Origin of the sequence: Mycobacterium sp. ITM-2016-00318 (assembly GCF_002968285.2) — a bacterium.
Classification (GTDB): domain Bacteria; phylum Actinomycetota; class Actinomycetes; order Mycobacteriales; family Mycobacteriaceae; genus Mycobacterium.
Genome location: NZ_CP134400.1, coordinates 375,613 through 396,420 on the forward strand (window position 1 = coordinate 375,613; position 20,808 = coordinate 396,420).

General features: G+C 66.2%; 14 protein-coding genes, 1 tRNA gene and 1 pseudogene. 11 read left to right on the plus strand and 5 right to left on the minus strand.

The annotated features are described in order from the left end of the window. The first annotated feature begins 29 nt into the window (after window positions 1-29). Window positions 30-1,346 (plus strand): adenylate/guanylate cyclase domain-containing protein, encoded by a 1,317-nt coding sequence (locus tag C6A82_RS01775; RefSeq protein ID WP_105347181.1) that lies wholly within the window; start codon window positions 30-32, stop codon window positions 1,344-1,346. Window positions 1,347-1,401: 55 nt separating this feature from the next. Here C6A82_RS01775 and C6A82_RS01780 read toward each other — a convergent pair whose 3' ends face one another. Both C6A82_RS01780 and C6A82_RS01785 read right to left on the minus strand, forming a co-directional pair. Continuing rightward, entirely contained in the window at window positions 1,402-4,071 is a 2,670-nt protein-coding gene (locus C6A82_RS01780; RefSeq protein WP_105347182.1) for an NB-ARC domain-containing protein, read from the minus strand. Beyond that, window positions 4,068-7,241: an adenylate/guanylate cyclase domain-containing protein gene (locus tag C6A82_RS01785; RefSeq protein WP_105347199.1), complete on the minus strand. Its 3,174-nt coding sequence runs from the start codon at window positions 7,239-7,241 to the stop codon at window positions 4,068-4,070. Before C6A82_RS01785 ends, C6A82_RS01780 begins: the two co-directional genes overlap by 4 nt. 522 nt (window positions 7,242-7,763) lie before the next feature. On the opposite strand from C6A82_RS01785, the gene C6A82_RS01790 reads away from it, so the two are divergent. From C6A82_RS01790 to C6A82_RS01800, 3 genes are all read left to right on the plus strand, one after another. Next, entirely contained in the window at window positions 7,764-9,305 is a 1,542-nt protein-coding gene (locus tag C6A82_RS01790) for an adenylate/guanylate cyclase domain-containing protein (protein ID WP_105347201.1), read from the plus strand. A 417-nt stretch (window positions 9,306-9,722) separates the two neighbouring features. Beyond that, on the plus strand, window positions 9,723-10,319 hold the full coding sequence (locus tag C6A82_RS01795; RefSeq protein ID WP_142406016.1) for a hypothetical protein: 597 nt from the start codon (window positions 9,723-9,725) through the stop codon (window positions 10,317-10,319). Between the two features lie 327 nt (window positions 10,320-10,646). Continuing rightward, entirely contained in the window at window positions 10,647-11,300 is a 654-nt protein-coding gene (locus C6A82_RS01800) for a site-specific integrase (protein WP_233217060.1), read from the plus strand. Window positions 11,301-11,361: 61 nt separating this feature from the next. Here the strand turns inward: C6A82_RS01800 and C6A82_RS01805 are convergent. Further along, window positions 11,362-11,435: transfer RNA gene (locus C6A82_RS01805), tRNA-Gly, on the minus strand. A 58-nt stretch (window positions 11,436-11,493) separates the two neighbouring features. Between C6A82_RS01805 and dcd the strand changes: the two genes are divergently transcribed. The 7 genes and pseudogenes from dcd (at window position 11,494) to C6A82_RS01840 (ending at window position 18,244) form a co-directional block, all read left to right on the plus strand. Continuing rightward, window positions 11,494-12,066: a dCTP deaminase gene (dcd, locus tag C6A82_RS01810; protein WP_105347187.1), complete on the plus strand. Its 573-nt coding sequence runs from the start codon at window positions 11,494-11,496 to the stop codon at window positions 12,064-12,066. Between the two features lie 252 nt (window positions 12,067-12,318). Continuing rightward, window positions 12,319-13,971, plus strand: coding sequence for a hypothetical protein (locus C6A82_RS01815; protein ID WP_105347189.1), 1,653 nt, complete (start codon window positions 12,319-12,321; stop codon window positions 13,969-13,971). Window positions 13,972-14,061: 90 nt separating this feature from the next. Further along, window positions 14,062-15,385: pseudogene (locus tag C6A82_RS01820) on the plus strand (UDP-glucose dehydrogenase family protein). Window positions 15,386-15,424: 39 nt separating this feature from the next. Continuing rightward, complete coding sequence (locus C6A82_RS01825) at window positions 15,425-16,744, plus strand: cytochrome P450 (RefSeq protein ID WP_105347202.1); 1,320 nt, start codon at window positions 15,425-15,427, stop codon at window positions 16,742-16,744. 16 nt (window positions 16,745-16,760) lie between these two features. Continuing rightward, window positions 16,761-17,114 carry a VOC family protein gene (locus C6A82_RS01830; RefSeq protein ID WP_105347191.1) on the plus strand — a complete coding sequence of 118 codons (354 nt, stop codon included), beginning with the start codon at window positions 16,761-16,763 and terminating at the stop codon, window positions 17,112-17,114. A gap of 14 nt (window positions 17,115-17,128) precedes the next feature. Beyond that, window positions 17,129-17,878: a maleylpyruvate isomerase family mycothiol-dependent enzyme gene (locus C6A82_RS01835; protein ID WP_105347193.1), complete on the plus strand. Its 750-nt coding sequence runs from the start codon at window positions 17,129-17,131 to the stop codon at window positions 17,876-17,878. Between the two features lie 18 nt (window positions 17,879-17,896). Then, a complete protein-coding gene (locus C6A82_RS01840; RefSeq protein ID WP_105347194.1) occupies window positions 17,897-18,244 on the plus strand; it encodes a nuclear transport factor 2 family protein in 348 nt (115 codons plus the stop codon). Here C6A82_RS01840 and C6A82_RS01845 read toward each other — a convergent pair. Further along, window positions 18,234-19,484: a YibE/F family protein gene (locus tag C6A82_RS01845; protein ID WP_105347204.1), complete on the minus strand. Its 1,251-nt coding sequence runs from the start codon at window positions 19,482-19,484 to the stop codon at window positions 18,234-18,236. The genes C6A82_RS01840 and C6A82_RS01845 overlap by 11 nt on opposite strands. 35 nt (window positions 19,485-19,519) lie before the next feature. Beyond that, on the minus strand, window positions 19,520-20,794 hold the full coding sequence (locus C6A82_RS01850) for a pyridoxal phosphate-dependent aminotransferase (protein WP_105347196.1): 1,275 nt from the start codon (window positions 20,792-20,794) through the stop codon (window positions 19,520-19,522). Window positions 20,795-20,808 lie beyond the last annotated feature (14 nt).

The window sequence follows — 20,808 nt, forward strand, 5'->3', positions numbered from 1 at the left end:
CAACGCGCTCCTCGGCTTAGACTTCCGCAATGTTCTCGGAGACGCGCTACGCACGAAACGGGGACCTGCATGTCGCGTATCGCGCGTCACGCGAAGCTCCGCGCGACATCGTGTACGTCTCTAATTGGTTCACAAATTGTGAGATTTTTCCGGAGCTACCGTCCGTTCAAGGGTGGGTTGAAGCGATGACATCGCTCGGTCGGCTCATCTTCTTCGACCAGCCGGGCACCGGAGCGTCCGATTCTGTCACTCCGGGCGCGATGCCAACCTTGGAACAGTGGGCCGACAGCATCACCGCAGTGCTCGACGATCTCGGCAGCCGCGAAGCGGTCCTCATCGCAGTCGACGGCGCGTTCGGGCCAGCGGCGCTCTTCGCAGCGTCACATCCGTCCCGTACCACCGCGCTTGTCGTGCTCGACGGCTACGCCGATCCGATGGCTCAACGCACTGATGGGCTCGATCGCGAGGAAACCAAGGCTGCCACGGTCGCCATGTGGGGCACGGGGGAGGTCCAGCATGTCTTGAACCCGGACATGCCGTGGAACGAGGAGATCCGGGCAACGTGGGCTCGACACGAACGCCTGGCGGCGAGTCCGGGGACCATCGCACTGATGAGGCCTCTCGTGACCGAATTGGACGTGCGGGCAGTACTTCCCACAGTCCGCGTGCCCACCCTGGTCATCCAGCACGCCGACGATGCGATCATCCCGCCCGAGTCGGGCAAGTACATCGCTGATCACATCTCGGGCGCGAAGTACGTTGAGCTGCCGGGGCGCAACATGTACCACTTCGTCGAACCGTGGCGCGAGTCCTTCCAGGAGATCGCCGAGTTCCTCACCGGCCACCACGCTGAGGTGGCCGATGATCGGGTTCTCGCCACGGTGTTGTTTACCGACATCGTGGACTCGACGCGCCGGGCCGCGGAGATCGGTGACCGCGACTGGCACGCGCTGCTTGACGCTCACGACGCCATCGTGCGGTCGCAGCTTGCGCGTTTCCGTGGCCGCGAGGTGAACACGTCGGGTGACGGCTTCCTGGCGATGTTCGACGGTCCTCAGCGCGCGATCCGCTGCGCGATGGCGATCCGCGACGCGGTGCAGGCGCTCGGTATCGAGGTGCGCGCGGGGTTGCACACCGGCGAGTGCGAGGTCCGCGGCGATGACATCGGGGGGATCGCGGTGCATATTGGCGCGCGGGTGAGCGCCCTGGCAGGGCCGAACGACGTGCTCGTATCCAGCACGCTGCACGACCTCGTGATCGGGTCGGGGCTTGAGTTCGAAGACCGCGGCGCTCACGAACTCAAGGGCGTGCCCGGCGAGTGGCATCTCTCCGCCGTCACCTCGTAGATGCGGGCCTGGCCAAACTGCTCGCCTACCGCCAAGGTAATCAGGTGATCAAGAATTACTTCGAGACGGCGTCCAGTTGTGCTCGCGCTTGGTCGATTTGGTGGTATGCGTACGCGACGATCTCGGCGGTGGTCATCGTTTCGCCTTTACGAGCGAGCGATTCGTAGGTTTGGTTGCCGAGGACATCGCGGAGGTGCGTGATCGCGTTGTTGATATTGGGAAACGTCGCGGCGGTCAAGGGACTGAATGCAAAACCCGCTACAGTGGCCGCTGGTTCGAAGCGTCCGCCTCGGTCAAGAAAGATTGCAAGGTTTGTCAAGGGCGAACGGATAGTCACCATGTTGCCCGATTCGTGCATGTGGCGGATCGCCAGACCGATGTGGTCGAGCGCTGAGAGCGGATCGCCACGTTCCACTTCAAGCTGGGCCAGATTGGCCGTCAAGTGGCTTTCGTTAAAGCGGTTGCCGCTGTCGTGGGCAACCGCCAGCCCCCGTTGCATCACCTTCAAAGCGCGGTCGGGGTCCGCGTTGCGCCAGGCAAAGCCGTAGGCCATCAGCGCCAACGAGAGCGCTTGCGGGTTGTGTGTGGCCTCGGCAGCCTCGATTAGCCCGTACGCGGCGCCCAATGCTTCGTCATCGCGACCCGCGGTCGTCAATGCCATGACGAGAAACGCCGTGATGTTTATGTGCGCATCGCGGGTGCGTGCGAGCAGGGCACGGCACCAATCGACTGACCGATCAGGTTGACCGATGGCTATGTACGGATTACCGAGCAGGCCTTCGAAGCCGAATGGCAGTTCACCACGGTCTGTGAGCATCGCCGCCTGTCCGGCCTCGGTGTACCGGACCGCCTCCTCGATTCGTCCCACGAACCAGCATTGCGTAGCCATCGCATACAGGAAGACGAGCCGGCGGTGATCGACAGCGCAGGCGGTTTCGATCAATTCTTCGGCCCACGCGACGGGCTCGTAATTTTCGACGCAGACGCCGAGGAACGCCGCGTAGGTAGCGATGGTGGCGGCCACGTCGAGATTGCCGTGGTCGGCGGCCCACCGAAACGCTGTTCGCAGATTGGCCAGTTCGGCTGTCAACCACGTGTAGGCCTCGCGCTGTCGCGGGCTGTCCCACACGGCAATGATGTCTGCTTCGCGCTCGGCGAAGTAGCGGGCGTGCGCGGCACGAACCTCTTCCGCCGCACCGCTCGCGACGAGTTGCTCCTCGGCGAATTGGCGGATCGTTTCCAGAATCGAAAACCGGGTCTGCCCCGAAGATCTGTCGGCAACGAGCAAGGACTTGCGCACTAGGGCGTCTAGCAGATCGAGCACGGCGTAGTCGTCGTTAGCATCGAATCCGCCTACTGCACAGGCACTTTGGAGGTCGAATCCGCCGGCGAACACCGAACACCGCTCCAGTAGCGCCTTCTCGGCGTCGTCGAGGTGGTCGTAGGACCATGCCACTGCGTGGCGCAGCGTTTGGTGACGTTCCAGCCCGCGCCGGGAGCCGACCAACAGCCGGAACCGGTGATCGAGACGGTCACGCACCTCGCTGGCGGTCATCGACGCCATTCGCGAGGCCGCCAGTTCGATGGCCAACGGAATGCCGTCGAGGCGTTGGCAGATCTCCACCACCGCGGCGGCTTCATCAGCCGTGGCCAGCGAGAAGCGCGAGGCAACACTGCGGGCGCGTTCGACAAACAGGGTCACCGCCGCGGAGTCGATGCCAGCATGCACATCCAGCGAGGGCACCAGCCACAACTGCTCGTCGGCCACCCCTAATCCTTCGCGGCTGGTCGCCAAAACCCGCACCGTCGCCGACTGCGCGAGAATCACCTCGACCAGATCCGCCGCAGCGTCGCGCACGTGCTCGCAGTTGTCGAACACCAGCAAGCGGACTCGGCCCTCCAGGGCCGCGGCCACGCTCTCGCTCACGCTCTTCCCCGGCTGCCGAGTGATGCCCAGCACCGCCGCAACCGCGTCGGGCACCGCCGCCGGATCAGTCACCGCAGCCAACGCGAAAATCCACACCCCGTCGGGGAAATTATCGGCCAGTTGCGCGGCGACTTCGGTGGCTAGGCGGGTCTTGCCGACCCCGCCGACCCCAGTCAAGGTCACCAGCCGATGAGCATTGACCGCCGCATGCACCCCGTCGAGTTCGGACTCACGTCCGATCAAGGTGCTGGCGGCAGGCCGCAGGTTTCCGGGACTGGTATCCAGTGCCTGCAATGAGGGGAAGTGTGTCTGCAGTCCGGGTGCTCGGACCTGGAACACCCCCACCGGCGCTGACACATCACGCAATCGTCGCGGTCCCAGATCGAGAAGATCAACACCGCTGAGCAGAACCGCTGTCGAGTCGGCGACCAGGATCTGACCGCCATGCCCGGCTGCCATCACCCGCGCAGCGCGATTCAGCACCGTCCCGAAGTAGTCGCCATCTCGCAACTCGGCCTCGCCGGTCCCAATGCCCATCCGCACCGGCAACTCCAGCCCCTGCTGTGCAGCGATCGCGGCGTCGACGGCGGACCTCGGCGACGCAAACGCGGCCGCCACGCCATCGCCGCTGTGGCTGAACAAGAAGCCGCCGTGCGCCTCGATCGCCGAGCGCAACACCTCGTCATGGGCGGCCAACGCCGCCCGCATGCCATCCGCGTCGGTCTCCCACCGACGGGTCGAACCCTCGACATCGGTGAACAGAAACGTCACCACCCCCGAAGGAGCAGCCGCCGTCATGGCATGGCCTCGGCCCACTTCATGTGGCCTTCGAAGCCAAGCTCTGTGGCCATCGCGCGGTAGCGACTCACCAAGTCCCGGTAGGCATCATCGTCGCCGCAGGCAAGAGCGAGCAGTGCGCGCAGCCGCAGCTGCGTGATGTCGACGATCGCCGAACCTTCGTCGGCCGGCAGGGTCGCCAAACGGTCGATCGCCTCTTGGGCTTCGGCCAGGTCACCCTGGGTGCCACGCTCCAGCAGCGCCTCCACCAGAAGGGGGGTGCCCCAAACTGCGTGCGCGAGCCGTCCTGTCTGGTGCATACCGTCGACGGCTTTCCGCATCACCGCAATGGCAGCATCGCGGTCGCCGCGCCTGGCCTCCTCCCGCGCGATCCACAACTCGGTGTTCGGGACCATCTGAAGACAAATCTTTTGGCGCAGCCAGATATCGCGGGCCTGCACCATCAGCTCCAGCCCGCGGTGGCGGTCGGCCTCGTCGCGATACAGCAGCGCGCCAGCCAACCCGTACTTCGTCACGCTCATTGCGACATCGTTGCTGGCCACTTCCGCGGTCTGCACCGCCTCCTCGAGGATGCGCACGGTGGTGTCATCCGCCCGAAGCACCCCGTTGTGTGCTGCGAAACCGTGGCCCCAGAGGGCGACACCGGCGAGGGTTGCCGGATTGCTGTTTCGGGCCATCGCGAGGGCGTCGTGGAGGTCTTGGCGCCATCCGGGACGGCCCAGCCACCACCGAGCAAAGCCGCGCCACGTCAACGCAATCGCCAGCGGTGATCCAAAACCGAAGCCGGCACCCTTGGATGGATCGCCGGCGGCCAGGTCGATGACGGTCTGCGACCACCGCAAGATCTCGCCGCATTCGCCGGTATCCGCCCAGTTTACGAACGCTATCAACGCCAGCCCGACGCTCAGCGTGGGATCGCCGATCGACTCGAGCAGCGTCATCTGTTCGGCCGCCAGCTGTGACCCCTCACGCGGTCGCGAAGCGTAGAGGAGGTCGGCTGCCAGTCCGGTCATGCCGATTGCCAGCGAGACCTTGTCGCCGGCCGCGTTGCACAACTCCCGCAGCTCCGCGAAGCGGCCCCGGGTTTCGTGAATTGCTCGGTCTTGCCAGTCGGTGGCACACAGCATGCTGCGGGGGGCGATGCGCATCGACAATTGGTCGGGGTCGTCGACAGGCAGCGCGTCGGCGATGCGGCGTGCCCGCTCCCAGCTGAGCCGGGCGGCGATGTGGTCGCGGTTGGCGGACCACGCGGCGGCGCGCATGTGCCAGCCATAGGCCGCGCGCAGCTCGCCAACTGCTTCGAGGTGTTCGGCGATCAGCGCCGCGTTCTCCTCCAGCGAGCCGGCCTCACGCTCTTGGATCGCGGCGGCCAGGCGCCGGTGCCACTGGGCGCGATCGGATCTCAGCTGCGATTCGTAGGCCACCGCGCGGATCAACGGATGGCGGAACGCATACTCAGCCGATGGTGTGAAGCGGACCTGGTCGATCAGTTCGGCCTTGACCAAGTCATCGAAGGCCGGTTCGATGCCCAGCGCGGCCAGCAGCACCGCGCCGAAGCGGGCGCCGATCACCGACGCCGCGTTCACCGTGCGCTTGGCTCCGCTGTTCAGCCGGTCGATGCGCGCCTCGATGGCCGCTTGCACCGTGGCCGGCACGCTCACCTCGGCCACATCCACACGACACACGTAACCGCCGCGCTCACCGGACAGCACCCCGCGCTGGGCCAACTCGCGCACCATCTCCTCGGCGAAGAACGGGTTCCCGGCGGCCCGCTCGGCGATGATCGCCGCCAGCTCGCCGACCGAGGGATCCGACCCCAGCAGCTCACCGATCAGCGCCGTGCTGTCCCAATCGGCTAGTGGGGCAAGCGCGATCGTCTGCGCGCCATGCACTCGCATCAGCGCCCCCTCATATTCGGGGCGCGAGGTGATCAGCACCATCGCCGGGATGCGCGGAATGACGGTAAGGAAGTCGGCCAGCATCGACTCGCTGACCGCATCGACCCAGTGCGCATCCTCGACGATGAACAGCGCCGGTTCGGTGCGCGCCAGCGACGCGGTATTGATCAGCGCGGTCAACCGGCGCCGCCGCGCATCCGGGTCAATCTGGGGCAGCGCCACCTCGGGGTCGGCGATGCCCAACAGATCATCAAGCAGCAGCAGATCCTGCGCGTCGGCATCCGGGAACTGGTCCCGGACCCGGGCGCGGGCGGGCGGGCCGTCCAGGTCTTCGATCCCGTTCACCGCGCGCAGCAGCCGCCTCACCGCATGAAACGGGATGTCACGGGCGTGGGATTCGCAGAAGGCCCAAAACACCTCGAGCCCGCGAGCGGCCGCCAACCCCGCTGCCTCCCTGGCCACCCGGCTTTTGCCGATGCCCGGTGGTCCGACGACATTGACCACGCCACCGCGGGCATTGATTGTGCGGTCCGCAAGGGCATCAAGGGCCGCCATCTCCCAGCGCCGGCCGACCAGACTAGCCTCGGTGCGTCCGCCCCGGCCGTCGCGCGGGCTGATCGCCAGCAGTCGACGCGCGAGCACCGGTTCCTCAGCCCCCTTGATGCGCATCTGCTCCGGTTCACCCAGCATCACGGTGTGCTCAACCAGCCGCGCGGTCGACTCCGACAGCATCACCGAACCCGGCGCGGCCACCGATTCCATCCGCTGCGCCATCCCGACCTGCTCACCGATCGCGCCATAACCCAAGGATCCCGAACCGATCTCACCGGTGATCACCTGACCGGAGTTGAGTCCCACCCGCACCCGCAGCGCCACACCGTCGCGGTCTTGGACTTCGACGGCAAGCCCCTTCGCCTCCTCCTGGATAGCCAGCGCGGCCAGGCACCCCCGGAAAGCGTGATCTTCCAACGCCACCGGGGCGCCGAAGACCGCCATCACCCCGTCGCCGGTGAACTCCACGCTCCCGTCGTAACGTCGCACCACCGCCGCCGACCGCTCCACCAGATCGGTCACGATTTCGCGCAACCGCTCAATGTCCAGCGCGGCCGCGATCGCCATCGACCGCACCACATCGGCGAACAGCACGGTGACCTGCTTATACTCAGCCGACTGGGTGGCCTGCGTCAGTCGCGTACCGCACTCGCCGCAGAACTTGCCGGTCGGGCTTGACTGCGCGCCGCAGGAACCACAGACCGCCCCCGTCGCGGTCAGTCCACCGCCACCATCCCCGCTGGGGTCCACGTCAGTATCGTTTCACTGCTGGTCAACCATGTCTGTCGTATCGCCGTGCCACCTCCGACACGGAGCTCTGAGACCCTGTATGTCGTCTATTTGAGACGCGGAGGGCTGAGTCGACGATCCATCAGAGACATTCGCCCCGCGTACACCATGTGGCATTTCGGGCATGCAGCCTTCTGGGCAATGGCGGCCCGTCCGCCACCGAGTCGCAGGTCGGCAATGCCACGGGGTGTGTCCGCCGCCGATATGAGCGAGGCAGGCGACGCGCGCGATGAGGACTTGGTTGGCGCGGATGGGGGTGTCCGTTGGGGCACCGGGTGGCGCTTCGGTCACCCACTTGCCTTTTCGGAGTCCCGGACGGGATCACCCTCGACACGTGCCAGATTGTCGGCCTCCGCCGTCAAATGCAACAGTGCGACAGTGCGACAGGCGATAGCGTCGTCACCTGCGCCAAAGTCGGTATTCGCAGCGTCCGGGATCCGTATGGTCAATGCCGTGCCGGAAACGTCGTACGCATCCTGCGGCGACCTGAGTCTGGCGTATCAAGTGTTCGGCGACGGACCCGTCGACCTCGTCTTCGCCGGGTCTTTCGTCAGTCACGTCGAGCTGTTATGGACCATCCCCGAATTTGAAGCTTTCTTCGAGCGACTCTCGACGTTCTGTCGCGTCCTTTTGTTCGATAAAGCCGGGGTCGGCCTGTCGGACCCCGTCCCGCAAGTTCGCACGCTCGATGATCGAGCGGCCGAGATCGAGGCCGTCATGAACGCCGCCGGCTTCGGAAAAGCCGTCATCTTCGGTGTGAGCGAGGGCGGCCCGGCCGCCATCGTCTTCGCGGCAAAACGACCGGAACGAACGCGGGCGTTGATCCTTACCGGCACGTTCGCGTTCCAGGGCTACGCCGGGTGGAACGACATCGATTGCGACCCGGCCGAGCTACGGGCGCGCATCCTATCCGAGCTTGGTGAGGACTACACGCCGTCGACGCAGCAGATCGCCCACGTCCAGAAGCTCGCCCGCGCCGCCCGCTCGGCGTGGGGCAGCGGTGAGACACTCAGCGGCCTCGTGCCGTCGGTCCGATCGAAACGCCAGCTCGGAATGTTGGAGCGCATGAGCGCGAGCCCGGGGATGGCGCGCGTGACAATCGAAGCGATGTTCCGGATTGACGTGCGGCCGATCCTGTCGACGATCACTGCGCCAACCCTGGTCATCCATGCCCGCGAGGACCCGATTCCGGTGCAGGGCGGCCGGTACCTCGCCGACCACATCCCCGGCGCGCGGTTGCTCGAAGTCAACGGCGCGGACCATGCGCCCTGGTTCACCGATCCCGACGGGATCACGAGCGGGATCGAGGACTTCCTCACCGGCAGCCATGCCGCGCCCTCACAGTCGCATCGCGCCCTGCGCACCGTGTTGTTCACCGACATTGTCGCCTCGACGCAACACGCCGCGGCGACGGGCGACGAGCGGTGGCGTGCGGTGCTCCACCGCTTTGATGAGATCACCGCCGACCTCACGGAACGCTTCGGAGGCACGGTGGTCAAGAGCACCGGCGACGGCCACCTGATCACGTTCGACGGCCCGACGCAGGCCATCCGCTGCGCCGAGGCCTTACGCGACCACGCCGAGAGACTGGGCATCGAGGTCCGCGCCGGCATCCACACCGGGGAGTGCGAACTGCTGGGCACCGACATCGGGGGGATCGCCGTACACATCGCGGCGCGGATCCTCGGCCAGGCCGGGGCGGGCGAAATCCTTGTCGACCGCACGATCCGGGACCTGGTTGTCGGCTCGGGCACGGGCTTCGACGATCGCGGCAGCGTCGAGTTGCGCGGGGTGCCCGGCACCTGGCAGCTGTTGGCGGTCGATCGTGACGGTGCGCAGGCGGGATCGGCCGAGGCGAAACTCGCCTCAACGCCCACCCCCGGCCCTCGCACCGCGATGCTCCGAACGGACCGCGCCATGGCGGTGATGGCCAAACGCACACCGTGGCTCCTCCGCGGCATGGCCCGCCTCACCCCGGCCAGCAGCCGCAGCTGAATAAGTTCCCGGAGTCAGCTCGCTGCGGGGACGGATTCTGAAACCCAACCTTCGCCCGCTGCTATTCGAGCCCTCGCCACAGTTCGGCAGTTTGCGGTCCTTGCGGTCGCGTGGCCGCTCGCGACTACATCGCCACTAGGTAGTACCGCGCCGGAATCGGGCGAGATTGCAAAGGCTCTGGCCGACAATACGACCGCTGAGGTCACGTCGCATCGGTATCCTCAAAGAGACGACATACGAGGGCCGAATGCCAAATCAGATCCTCTCGGCGCTTGCTCTCGCGCGTTCGGGACAGCTCCACGCGCTAAAACAAGGCCGAAGTACAGGCGTTGACCGGCAAAAGGCTTGGCCGAATTACAACGTGGAGTGTTCATGAACTCGCCATATCCGCTTCGAACTAGCGAAGCGTTTCATGTCGTGGCACCTGAGGTCGGACCGCAGGGCGCCTATGACGAGACATCGGGCGGCGCGATGCTGACTCGTCGCCGCCTGGGCACACGATTCTGGACCCGGCTGGGTGTCGCGTCGATGGGTGCGCACGTTTTTTACGAGCTTGGGTCCGGGGTGGCGATGCCGTTCGCCTCGTTGGCTGGGCCTGTCCCCGCCGCGACCGGGTGGGCCGCCGGGACGATAGCGGCCTGGCGTATTGCGAATCGTGTCGACGAGCGGTACAACACCGTGATCGGTGTCATGAACGGCATGTTTCTCACCGCGGTGTTGGCGCACTTCATTTACTGGCCGAAACGCTGGATAAACAGCGTGCCGCTGCTAACTGAATGCGAAGGTCTGCGCGGCAGAGTGTTGGCGCCGTACAACGCCATCCTCCATTTCTCAGGGGTCGCCGCCGTGGCCGGACTCCTCGAAAACGGCCGCCGCGCCGCTGTGCGCGGCGCCCTTATCCCCGTGGTGTCTGTGCCTGTGCTCCTGCAAATCCAGAAGATCGAGTTCCGGCGTTTGAGGGTGCAGGCCCGACGAAACCCTGGCTGGTGGAACCGCCGCCTGCAGACTCGATAGCTCGCTGTCGGCAGGCAGTTTCTACTCAGCTCCTACTCGTAGAGGTCCTGAATCGAGGCACGTCCGACAGCTTCGACATCCCGGCGCGGCGCTCTTCCGTCAGATGAGCCCACTTGCGTGCTGGCTCAATGTCGGACTGGTGACGAGCGGCGTGGGCGCGGTGTCGGGCAACAGATTCGGCGTCTAAGTCCGCGGGAAACCACCCCAGTTCTCTGGCCAGTTCTGCGCGCAGTCGCCGGTCGCGCTCACTGCTCGCCCCACGGCAGTCATTCATTTGGGCTCACCGACGGCGCCGCGGTCTTCGCTGACGCCGAGGCGCAGGGACTCGTGTGCCGCAATGTCGCCGAGCTAGTCAACCGCGTCGCGACACCACACCGGGAACTGTGCACCTATACCGAGGCCGAGGTCCGAGAGTTCCTGAAGGCGATCGCCGATGATCGTCTCGGCCATGCATGGGACCTGGCCCTGTCGGGCCTGCGCCGTGGCGAGACCGCAGGCCTCCGGTGGGCTGCCGTCGACCTCGAGGCGAAGAGCCTTGCGATCGTCAACAATCGTGTGATGGCCGGCGCCCGCGCGGTTGAGAATGACCCGAAGTCTGCCGCGTCTCGCCGCACACTGCCTTTGCCCGACAGGCTCGTGTCCGTACTGCGGGCGGCGAAGGTGCGGCAGGCAGCCGAACGGCTTGCAGTCGGAACTGGCGAGACTTGGGAGTACGTCGTTAGTAATGAGATCGGCGAGCCCTACGCGCCGGCGGTGTTGTCCCGGTACTGGCGCGACGCAGTGAAAGCCGCCGGCATCCGGCACATCAAGCTGCACGCGGCTCGCCACACCTGCGCGACGTTGATGCATCTGCAGGGAGTGCCGGTGGCGGTGATCGCCGCATGGATCGGCCATAAGGACGCTTCGCTGACACTGAAGCTGTATGCGCGCTCCCAGGACGATGCGCTGAAAGCCGCTGGGGCGACCTTGGATCGGTTGTGACATCTCGTGACAGCGGAGCCTGCTTATCGCACAGTTCGAACAGCGTTCGCACTGCTCAACGTGGAGCCGATGACGGGAATCGAACCCGCGTGTTCAGCTTGGGAAGCTGATGTTCTGCCATTGAACTACATCGGCACGCCCGGCTGACGCCGGTGACCCAGAAGGCTAACACCTCAGCGGCTACGCTCGTCGGGTGCTGCTCTCAGATCGCGACATCCGTGGCGAGGTCGCCGCCGGACGTCTTGGCATCGACCCGTACGACGAGAGCCTGGTGCAGCCGTCGAGCGTGGATGTCCGGCTCGACAACCTGTTCCGGGTCTTCAACAACACCCGGTATACCCACATCGACCCCGCCATCCGCCAGGACGATCTGACCACCCTCGTCGAACCCAAAGAGGGCGAGCCGTTCGTCCTGCACCCCGGGGAGTTCGTGCTCGGGTCCACACTGGAGCGGTGCTCACTTCCTGTCGATCTCGCGGGTCGTCTCGAGGGCAAATCGTCGCTCGGACGGCTCGGCCTGCTGACGCATTCGACCGCCGGCTTCATCGACCCCGGCTTCAGTGGGCATATCACCCTCGAACTGTCCAACGTCGCGAATCTGCCGATCACGCTGTGGCCCGGCATGAAGATCGGTCAGCTCTGCCTGCTCCGGCTGACGAGCCCGGCCGAGAGCCCCTACGGCAGCGCAAAAGCGGGGTCAAAGTATCAGGGGCAGCGCGGACCGACGCCGTCGAGGTCATACCAGAACTTCATCAAATCGATGTAGAGCAGAGCCGCTTTCGAGCCGGGAAGTAGAAGCGGGGGGTTCGTGTTTCCCCTCACGCGAGTAGGGTTTACCTATCGGCTTCGGTGGGTGTCCGTGCCGTCGTGATCCGGCCAGGACTTCACCGCCTTCAGCAAATGCGGTCGGCTGTAACGCCCGCCCTGGTAGAGGCGATGAAGTAACTAGTCGTCGGCTCGCGTCGGTCGAATGCGCATCGGCGGCTCATACGATATAGCAAACACTTTTGGAGGGTCAGTGGACATCGTATTAGGTGTGTCGATGACACCTACGACGGTCCGCATGGTGCTGGTAGAGGGCGATGAGGCCGACGGCGTGACCGTCGACCACGATGCCTTCGACATCAACACAACCGACGGCTCAGCAACGTCCGGTGCGGCCGAGCAAGTTGCCGCGGCAGTGCTCGGAACGAAGGAGAGCGCCGCCGCAAGCGGACATCATCTGGCGTCGATCGGTGTGACGTGGATGAACCATTCCGACGCGGCCGCCCTGCGCGACATTCTTGCCGCGCGCGGTATCGAGGACGTGATGCTCGTCTCGGCGACGCATGCCGCCGCGTCACTCGCCCAGGCGGTCGGCCGCGCCATCGGCTATGACACCACCGCGCTGCTGTTCATCGAGAAGGACGTCGCGACGCTGTCGGTCGTCAAGACCGAGGACGGGTCGGTCGTCAAGGTCTACACACGCGATCTGCACGACGCGGACGCGATGGCCGTGTTCACCGAGATGGCCCAGTCCGTCGAGCTCACCGACTCGCCTCCGCAGGGCCTGTTCATCGTCGGGTCGGGTGTCGACGCCGCGGCCGTCAAGGCGCACGTGGAGAATTTCGTCGCGTTGCCTGTCAGCGCTCCCGACGAGCCGGAGCTGGCCCTCGCCCGTGGCGCCGCGCTTGCGTCCGCCCACGCGCCCGAGATGGAGGCGTCCACCGCGGGCCTCGCCTATTCGCAGGATTACGACGGCACCACCGCGGCCGACGCATACCCCGAGCTGGCGGCAGGTGCGGTCACCCAGATGGCGGGCGTGGCCACCCAGCTCGCTCCCGTCAGCGCATCGGAGGCCTACTCCGATGAGCTGGCCTACTCCGACGAGCTGCCGGAGGCCGAAGCCGAGCCGTCCTACGAGGACGAGTCCCGCAAGCCGTTCCTGCTGGTCGGTAGCGCGCTGACGTCGATCTTCGTGGTGGGCGTTGTCGCGCTTGTGATTTCGCTCGCCGTCAGCATCCGGCCCACGGTCGACCAGCGACCGAGCCCCGGTGAGACACCGGTCATCCCGAGCCAGGCTGCGCCCGCGCCCGTGCCCGAGTTGGCCCCTGTCGCTCCGAAACCCGCTCCAGCGCCGGCAGCGCCGCCGCCGGCAGCGCCGCCGCCGCCGGAGACCATCAAGGCACCCGTGCCCGTCGCTGCCCAGGAGCCTGCGCAAGCACCGAGGACGGTCTTCGTGCAGCAGCCCGCTCCCGCACCCGCGGCGGTACCGGCACCCGCACCCGTGGCACCGCCGCCCGCACCCGTGCCTGCCGCGCCGATCCCGGTGCCCGCCGCGCCACCGGTAATCCCGCCGGTGCTATCGCCACCCGTCTACAACCCGCCGGCGTATTACCCGCCGCGGCCGCCGGTCTACATCCCCCCGAAGCCGCCGGTGTGGGTGCCGCCGTGGCAGCCCCAGCAGCAGTCGCCGCAGTACCCCCAGTACCCGCAGTACCCCGGCTCAGGTTCGGGTGGTTACCCCGGCTCGGGTTCGAGTGGTTACCCGGGCTCGGGTTCGAGTGGTTACCCCGGCTCGGAGTCGCGTTCGGGCGGCTACCCCGGTTCGGGTTCCGGTGATTACGGCCGTGGCTCCGGCTCCCGAGGAGGATCTGGCGGAGGCTGCTTCCTCATCTTCTGCAGCAGGTGACGCCCGCCGGCACTAGCCGGACACCTGCCGTTGGCCTCCCGCTTGGTGTCGGTTAGCGGTTAGCTCATCGCGGCCACCTATACCGGCAGTATGCGATGCACCGTGTTTGGTACCGGCTATCTAGGGGCGACACACGCCGCAGGCATGGCCGAACTCGGTCACGAGGTTCTCGGCGTTGACATAGATCCGGGCAAGGTGGCGAAACTGGCGGGCGGTGACATTCCGTTCTACGAGCCCGGCTTGCGAAAAATGTTGTGCGACAACATCGCCGCTGGACGACTCAATTTCACGACGGACTATGCCGCCGCAGCGGAATTCGCCGACGTGCACTTCCTCGGCGTCGGCACGCCGCAGAAGAAGGGCGAGTACGGCGCTGATCTGCGGCATGTGCACGCCGTCATCGACACCCTGGTGCCGCGGCTGCGCCGGTCCGCGGTGATCGTGGGCAAGTCGACGGTGCCCGTCGGCACCGCAGCCGAACTCTCCGCGCGATCGCGTGGTCTCGCCGCCGCAGGCATTGACGTCGAAATCGCCTGGAATCCGGAGTTTCTCCGTGAAGGTTTCGCCGTCCACGACACGCTGCATCCGGACCGGATCGTGCTGGGGGTGCAAGCCGACTCGGTGCGCGCCGAGGGCGCCGTCCGCGAGCTGTACGCACCCCTGCTCGGAGAGGGTGTGCCTTTTCTGCTGACCGATCTGCAGACGGCCGAGCTGGTCAAGGTATCGGCGAACGCCTTTCTCGCAACGAAGATCTCGTTCATCAACGCGATCTCGGAAGTGTGTGAGGCCGTCGACGCCGACGTCACACTGCTCGCCGACGCACTCGGTTACGACCAGCGCATCGGCCGCCGGTTCCTCAACGCCGGTCTCGGCTTCGGCGGTGGTTGCCTGCCCAAGGACATCCGCGCGTTCATGGCGCGAGCGGGCGAGTTGGGCGCCAACCACGCGCTGACATTCCTGCGCGAGGTCGACAGCATCAACATGCGCCGCCGCGCCAAGATGGTCGAACTCGCGACCAAGGCGTGTGGGTCGCTGCTCGGCGCCAACGTCGCGGTGCTCGGAGCGGCGTTCAAACCCGAGTCCGACGACGTTCGGGACTCACCCGCACTGAACGTGGCGGGCCTGCTGCAGCTCAACGGGGCGACCGTCAACGTCTACGACCCCAAAGCCATGGAGAACAGCCGGCGGCTCTTCCCCACGCTGAACTACTCGACGCGCGGTCGAGGCATGCGAATGGGCCGACGCGGTGCTGGTGCTCACCGAGTGGCGCGAGTTCGTCCAGCTCGACCCCGAAGAGCTGGCAGGCACCGTGCGCGCCAAAGTCATTGTGGACGGCCGTAATTGCCTGGATGCGTCGATGTGGAGAGACGCAGGCTGGCGGGTCTACGCGCTGGGCAGAACCGCCACTGTTTGACGCTTGTACAACAACATCGGCGGTCGTAAGCTCGGCGGTATGAGGCAACGAATCCGGTGGGTGGCCCTGCACGGTGTCATCCGCAGCCTCTCCAAGCTCGGTCTTCGCAGCGGCGATCCGCAAGCTCGGCTCATCGCCGACCCCGCGGTACGGGAGGACCCCGCGGCCTTCGCCGACGAAGTCCGAGGACGCGGTCCGGTGATCCGCTGCCGGGCGGTCCTGATGACCTTCGACCACGGCGTCGCGCACGAGCTGCTGAGGTCGGACGATTTCAGCGTCACAGAGCAAGGCGGAAACCTGCCGAAGCCGCTGGCATGGGTGGCGCGGAAGACCGACCCAGGGCTGCTGCACCCGCTGCGGCCGCCGTCGCTGCTGTCGGTCGAGCCGCCCGACCACACCAAGTACCGCAAGCTGGTGTCGTCGGTGTTCACCCCGAGAGCCGTCGCGACGCTGCGTGAGAGGGTCGAAGGGGCCGCGAACGCACTGCTCGACCGACTCGAGCTCGACCATGACGACGACGATGTCGTCGACGTCGTCGACAGCTACTGTTCACAGCTTCCCGTGACCATCATCGGTGACGTCCTCGGCGTGCCCGACGAAGACCGCTCTCGCATACTGCATTTCGGAGAAATGGGCGCGCCGAGCCTCGACATCGGAGTTTCGTGGCGGCAGTTCCAGCAGGTGCACGAAGGCATCGTCGGCTTCAACAACTGGCTCGCGGATCATCTGCGGGAACTGCGCCGCAATCCGGGTGACGATCTGATGAGCCAGATCATCAAGGCGTCCGACGAAGGCCCACGACTGAATGCCGAGGAGTTGCAGGCGCTCGCGGGCCTCGTTCTGGCCGCGGGCTTCGAAACCACGGTCAATCTGCTCGGCAACGGAATTCGGATGCTGCTCGATGCGCCGGAGCACCTCGAAACGCTCGCCGCCCGCCAGGACCTGTGGCCGAACGCCGTCGAAGAGATCCTGCGGCTCGACTCGCCGGTGCAGATGACAGCGCGCGTCGCAGCGAAGGACGTCGAGCTGGCAGGAACCCGGGTACTGCGGGGCGAAACGGTCGTCATCCACGTGGCGGGCGCGAACCGCGATCCGCGTGTCTTCGCCGACCCGCACCGCTTCGACATCGAACGCGACAACGCGGGCAGGCATCTGTCCTTCTCCGGCGGCAGGCACTTCTGTCTCGGTGCGGCACTGGCGCGCGCCGAAGGTGAGGTCGGGCTTCGCACGTTCTTCGAGCGTTTCCCCGACGCGCGACTTGCAGGCAGCGGCAGCCGCCGTGACACCAGGGTGCTGCGAGGCTGGTCCTCGCTTCCTGTTGCTCTAGGGACGGCGCGCGCGATGAGTTCGCGGCCCTGAGCCGGTCTCCATTCATATGGCAATCGAACATGTCCTGGCCGTCGTCCCGGTGTCCGACATCGACGCAAGCGCGCAGTGGTACGCCGCACTGTTCGGCAGGCCCGCCGACAACAATCCGATGCCCTCGCTCGTCGAATGGCAGGTGCTTCCCGGCGCCTGGGTTCAGGTGTTCAGCGACCCTGACCGCGCGGGCAATGGGCTGCTGAACTTCGCGGTCGACGACCTGGAGCGCCATCTCGCCGAGATCGCGGAACGGAGCATCAAGAGCGAGGCGATCGTCGACGCGAGCAAGGGCGTGCGCACGTGCGCGGTGACCGACCCCGACGGGAACACCATCAACTTCATCGGGGGTTTCCGTGTCGATTATTGAGTTAGGTTCATGACGTGGATATGCGGGCTGCGCTCATCGAGGAGACCGCGGCGCTCGGCGAACTGATTCGCGACGCCGATCCGGCGACACCGGTGCCGACGTGCCCGGACTGGACACTGCGGCAGCTGTTCCGTCACGTCGGCCGCGGAAATCGTTGGGCCGCGCAGATCGTCGCCGATCGGCGCGATACCCCACTCGATCCGCGGGAGGTGCGCGACGGTAAGCCGCCGGACGACCCCGACGCAGCCGTCGACTGGCTGAATGCGGGTGCACAGCTGATTCTCGACTCCGTCGACGACGTCGGCGCCGACACCTACGTCTGGACGTTCATCGGTCCGAGGCCCGCGCAATGGTGGATCCGCCGCCGCGTGCACGAAGCGACGGTGCACAGGGCCGATGCGGCGATCTCGCTCGGCACCGACTTCGAGCTGGCGCCGGACGTGGCCGCCGACGCGATCGACGAATGGTTCGAGCGCATCGCCGTGGAGGCCGGCGCCGAATCCTCGCCGCTCGACGCGGGCCGCACACTGCATCTGCACGCCACCGACGACGGGCTCGGAGGCGCAGGCGAGTGGACGCTCACCGGCACCGGCGAGGGCATCGTGTGGTCGCACGAACACGGCAAGGGGGACGCCGCGCTGCGAGGACGCGCGAAGGATCTGCTGCTGGCCGTCGTCCGGCGCCAGACCGCCGCCGACGGCGGGCTCGAGGTCTTCGGCGACACCGCCGTCTGGGACGGGTGGCTGAACCGCACTCCGTTCTGAGCGGGGTACGTTGCGAACATGACGACTTCGGAGATCGCGACCGTCCTCGCCTGGCATGACGCGTTGAACACCAAGGACTTCGACACACTTGCGCAGGTGTCCAGCGACGACATCGAGTTCGGCGACGCCAACGGGGCCGGCCAGGGGCATGAGGCCCTGCGCGAATGGGCGGGCTCGCTGGGTGTCACCGCCGCCGACCCGGAACGCCTTTATGTCCGCGACGGCGTCGTCGTCGCCGAAGAGCAGGACGGCGACGCAGTGGCATTCCGGGTGGTCCACGACCACATCACATCGGTTTTCCGGCATGCCGACCTGCGCTCGGCGTTGGCGGCGACCGAACTGACCGAAGACGACCTCACGAGCTGACGCGAGAGTCCCTCGCTCCTGCGGGTGTGGCGAGGATGGCCGCGATCGCGGTGGTCAGCGGCACCGACAGCGCGAGTGCGATACCGCCGACAGCGGAGCGGGCGATCTCGATCGCGACCGTCTCACTGGTCAGCACGTCGCCGAGGGACCTGTTGGCCACGCTGAACAACAGCAGAAGCGGAAGCGCGCTGCCCGCGTACGCCAGCACAAGGGTGTACACGGTGCTCGCGATGTGATCGCGGCCCACCCGCATCGCCCCGAGGAAGACACCCCGCCGCGAGCTGCTCTCGCCGACCTGGGCCAGCTCGAAAACCGTCGACGCCTGCGTGATGGTGACGTCGTTGAGCACGCCGAGCGAGCCCACGATGAAGCCGGCCAGCAGCAGACCGGTGATCGAGACGTTGCCCAGGTAGGTCGCGACCGCGTTGCTCTCCTCTTCGGACAAGCCGGTGATATGAGCCAATTCGATTGCCGCCCAGGACAATCCGGCAGCGAGCAGCAGTGACGTCAACGTACCGAGCAGTGCAGCGCTGGTGCGCAGACTCACCCCGTGGGCCAGGTATATCACCACGTAGAGAATCGCGGCGGAGGCGACAAGAGCGACGGGGATGGCGGCTCCGCCGTCGCGCAGAGCGGGCAGCATGAACACGACAAGCACCCCGAACGCGACGGCGATGCCGATCAGCGCGCGGAAACCCCGCCACCCGGCGACCGCGGTGATCACAACGGCGAACATGACGGCCATCGCGATCAGCGGCCAGGCCCGCTCGTAGTCGTAGAAGGAGTACGTCGTCAGGCCGGTCGGGTCGACCTGGCGGGTGATCCGGATGTGCTCGCCGGCCATCAGTTGAGGCTGGCCCCCGCCGACGCTGAACTCGAGCAATGTGTTGGCGCCGCTGTTCGGGCCGGAGTCGATCGCGATGAGCGCCTGCGTACACGGGGTGTCCTCACCCTCGGCGGGCTTTGGTGTGGTTGTCAGCACCGTGCCCACCTGCTGGTCGCCGCACGGGGCGGCGCTCGTGGACTGCACATGGCCGGACTCCGTGGTGACGGCTCCGCCCGCCGCGTTCTGATACGGCAGCGGTATCTCGACCTTCTGCTTGCTCGGCCAGAGCCACGCGGCGCCTACCAGGACCAGGACGCCGATGGCGATGAGCAGCCCGACGACGACCTTGGCGGCCAACGGACCGAACGGCGACGGGCCGTCGAGGGAGTGCGAGTGGGCGTGCGAGTGCGTCACCCGCACGAGGGTAGAGGCAGGACCTGAGGTGGGCGCTACTGCCGGTAGCTGGTGAGGAAGTTGCCGAGCCGTTCGATGGCGTTGGTGAGGTCTCTTGCCCACGGCAGGGTGACGATGCGGAGGTGATCGGGGGTGGGCCAGTTGAAGCCGGTGCCCTGGGTGACGAGGATCTTTTCCTGCAGCAGCAGATCGAGGACGAGTTGTTCGTCGTCGTTGATGTCGTACACCTCGGGATCGAGGCGAGGGAAGACATAAAGGGCGCCTTGAGGTTTCACGCACGACACCCCGGGGATTTCGTTGAGCGCGGTGAAGGCCGCGTCACGCTGCTCCAGAAGGCGGCCACCGGGCAGGACGAGGTCTTCGATGCTCTGATGTCCGCCCAGCGCAACCTGAATCGCATGTTGGGCAGGCACATTGGGGCACAGCCGCATGTTGGCCAGCAGGCTGATGCCCTCGAGGAAACTGCCCGCGTGATCCTTGGGCCCGGTGATCACCAGCCAGCCCGACCGGTAGCCGGCGACCCGGTAGGCCTTGGACAACCCGTTGAACGTCAGCGTCAGCAGGTCGGGTGCCAGGGTGGCCAGGCTGATATGGGCGGCGTCGTCGTAGAGGATCTTGTCGTAGATCTCGTCGGCCAGCAGTAGCAACTGATGCTTACGGGCCAGCTCGACCATCTGCTCGAGTACCTCGCGCGAATACACCGCGCCGGTGGGATTGTTCGGGTTGATCACGACCATCGCCTTGGTGCGATCGGTGATCTTGGACTCCAGATCGGCGATATCGGGCTGCCAACCGCGGGTCTCATCGCACAGGTAATGGACCGGGGTGCCGCCTGCCAGCGACGTCGAAGCCGTCCACAGCGGATAATCGGGAGCCGGGATCAACACCTGGTCGCCGTTGTCCAACAACGCCTGCAGGGTCATCGTGATCAGTTCCGACACCCCGTTGCCCAAATAGACGTCGTCGACGTCGAACCGGGGGAACCCGTCGACCAACTCGTAGCGGGTGAAGACTGCGCGGCGGGCGGCCTGGATGCCCTTGGAGTCCGAATACCCCTGCGCGTAGGGCAGCGCCTGGATCATGTCGCGCATGATCACGTCCGGCGCCTCGAAACCGAACTGCGCAGGATTGCCGATGTTCAGCTTCAGGATGCGATGGCCCTCCGCCTCCAACCGCGCAGCATGCTCGTGCACCGGGCCACGAATCTCGTACAGGACATCCTGCAACTTCGTCGACTGGGTGAACGTGCGCTGCTTGGGGTGGTGACCCGTCGCATGCCACGGCGCCTGGTGGGTAGTCACGTCGTCCATGGTCTCACCGATGG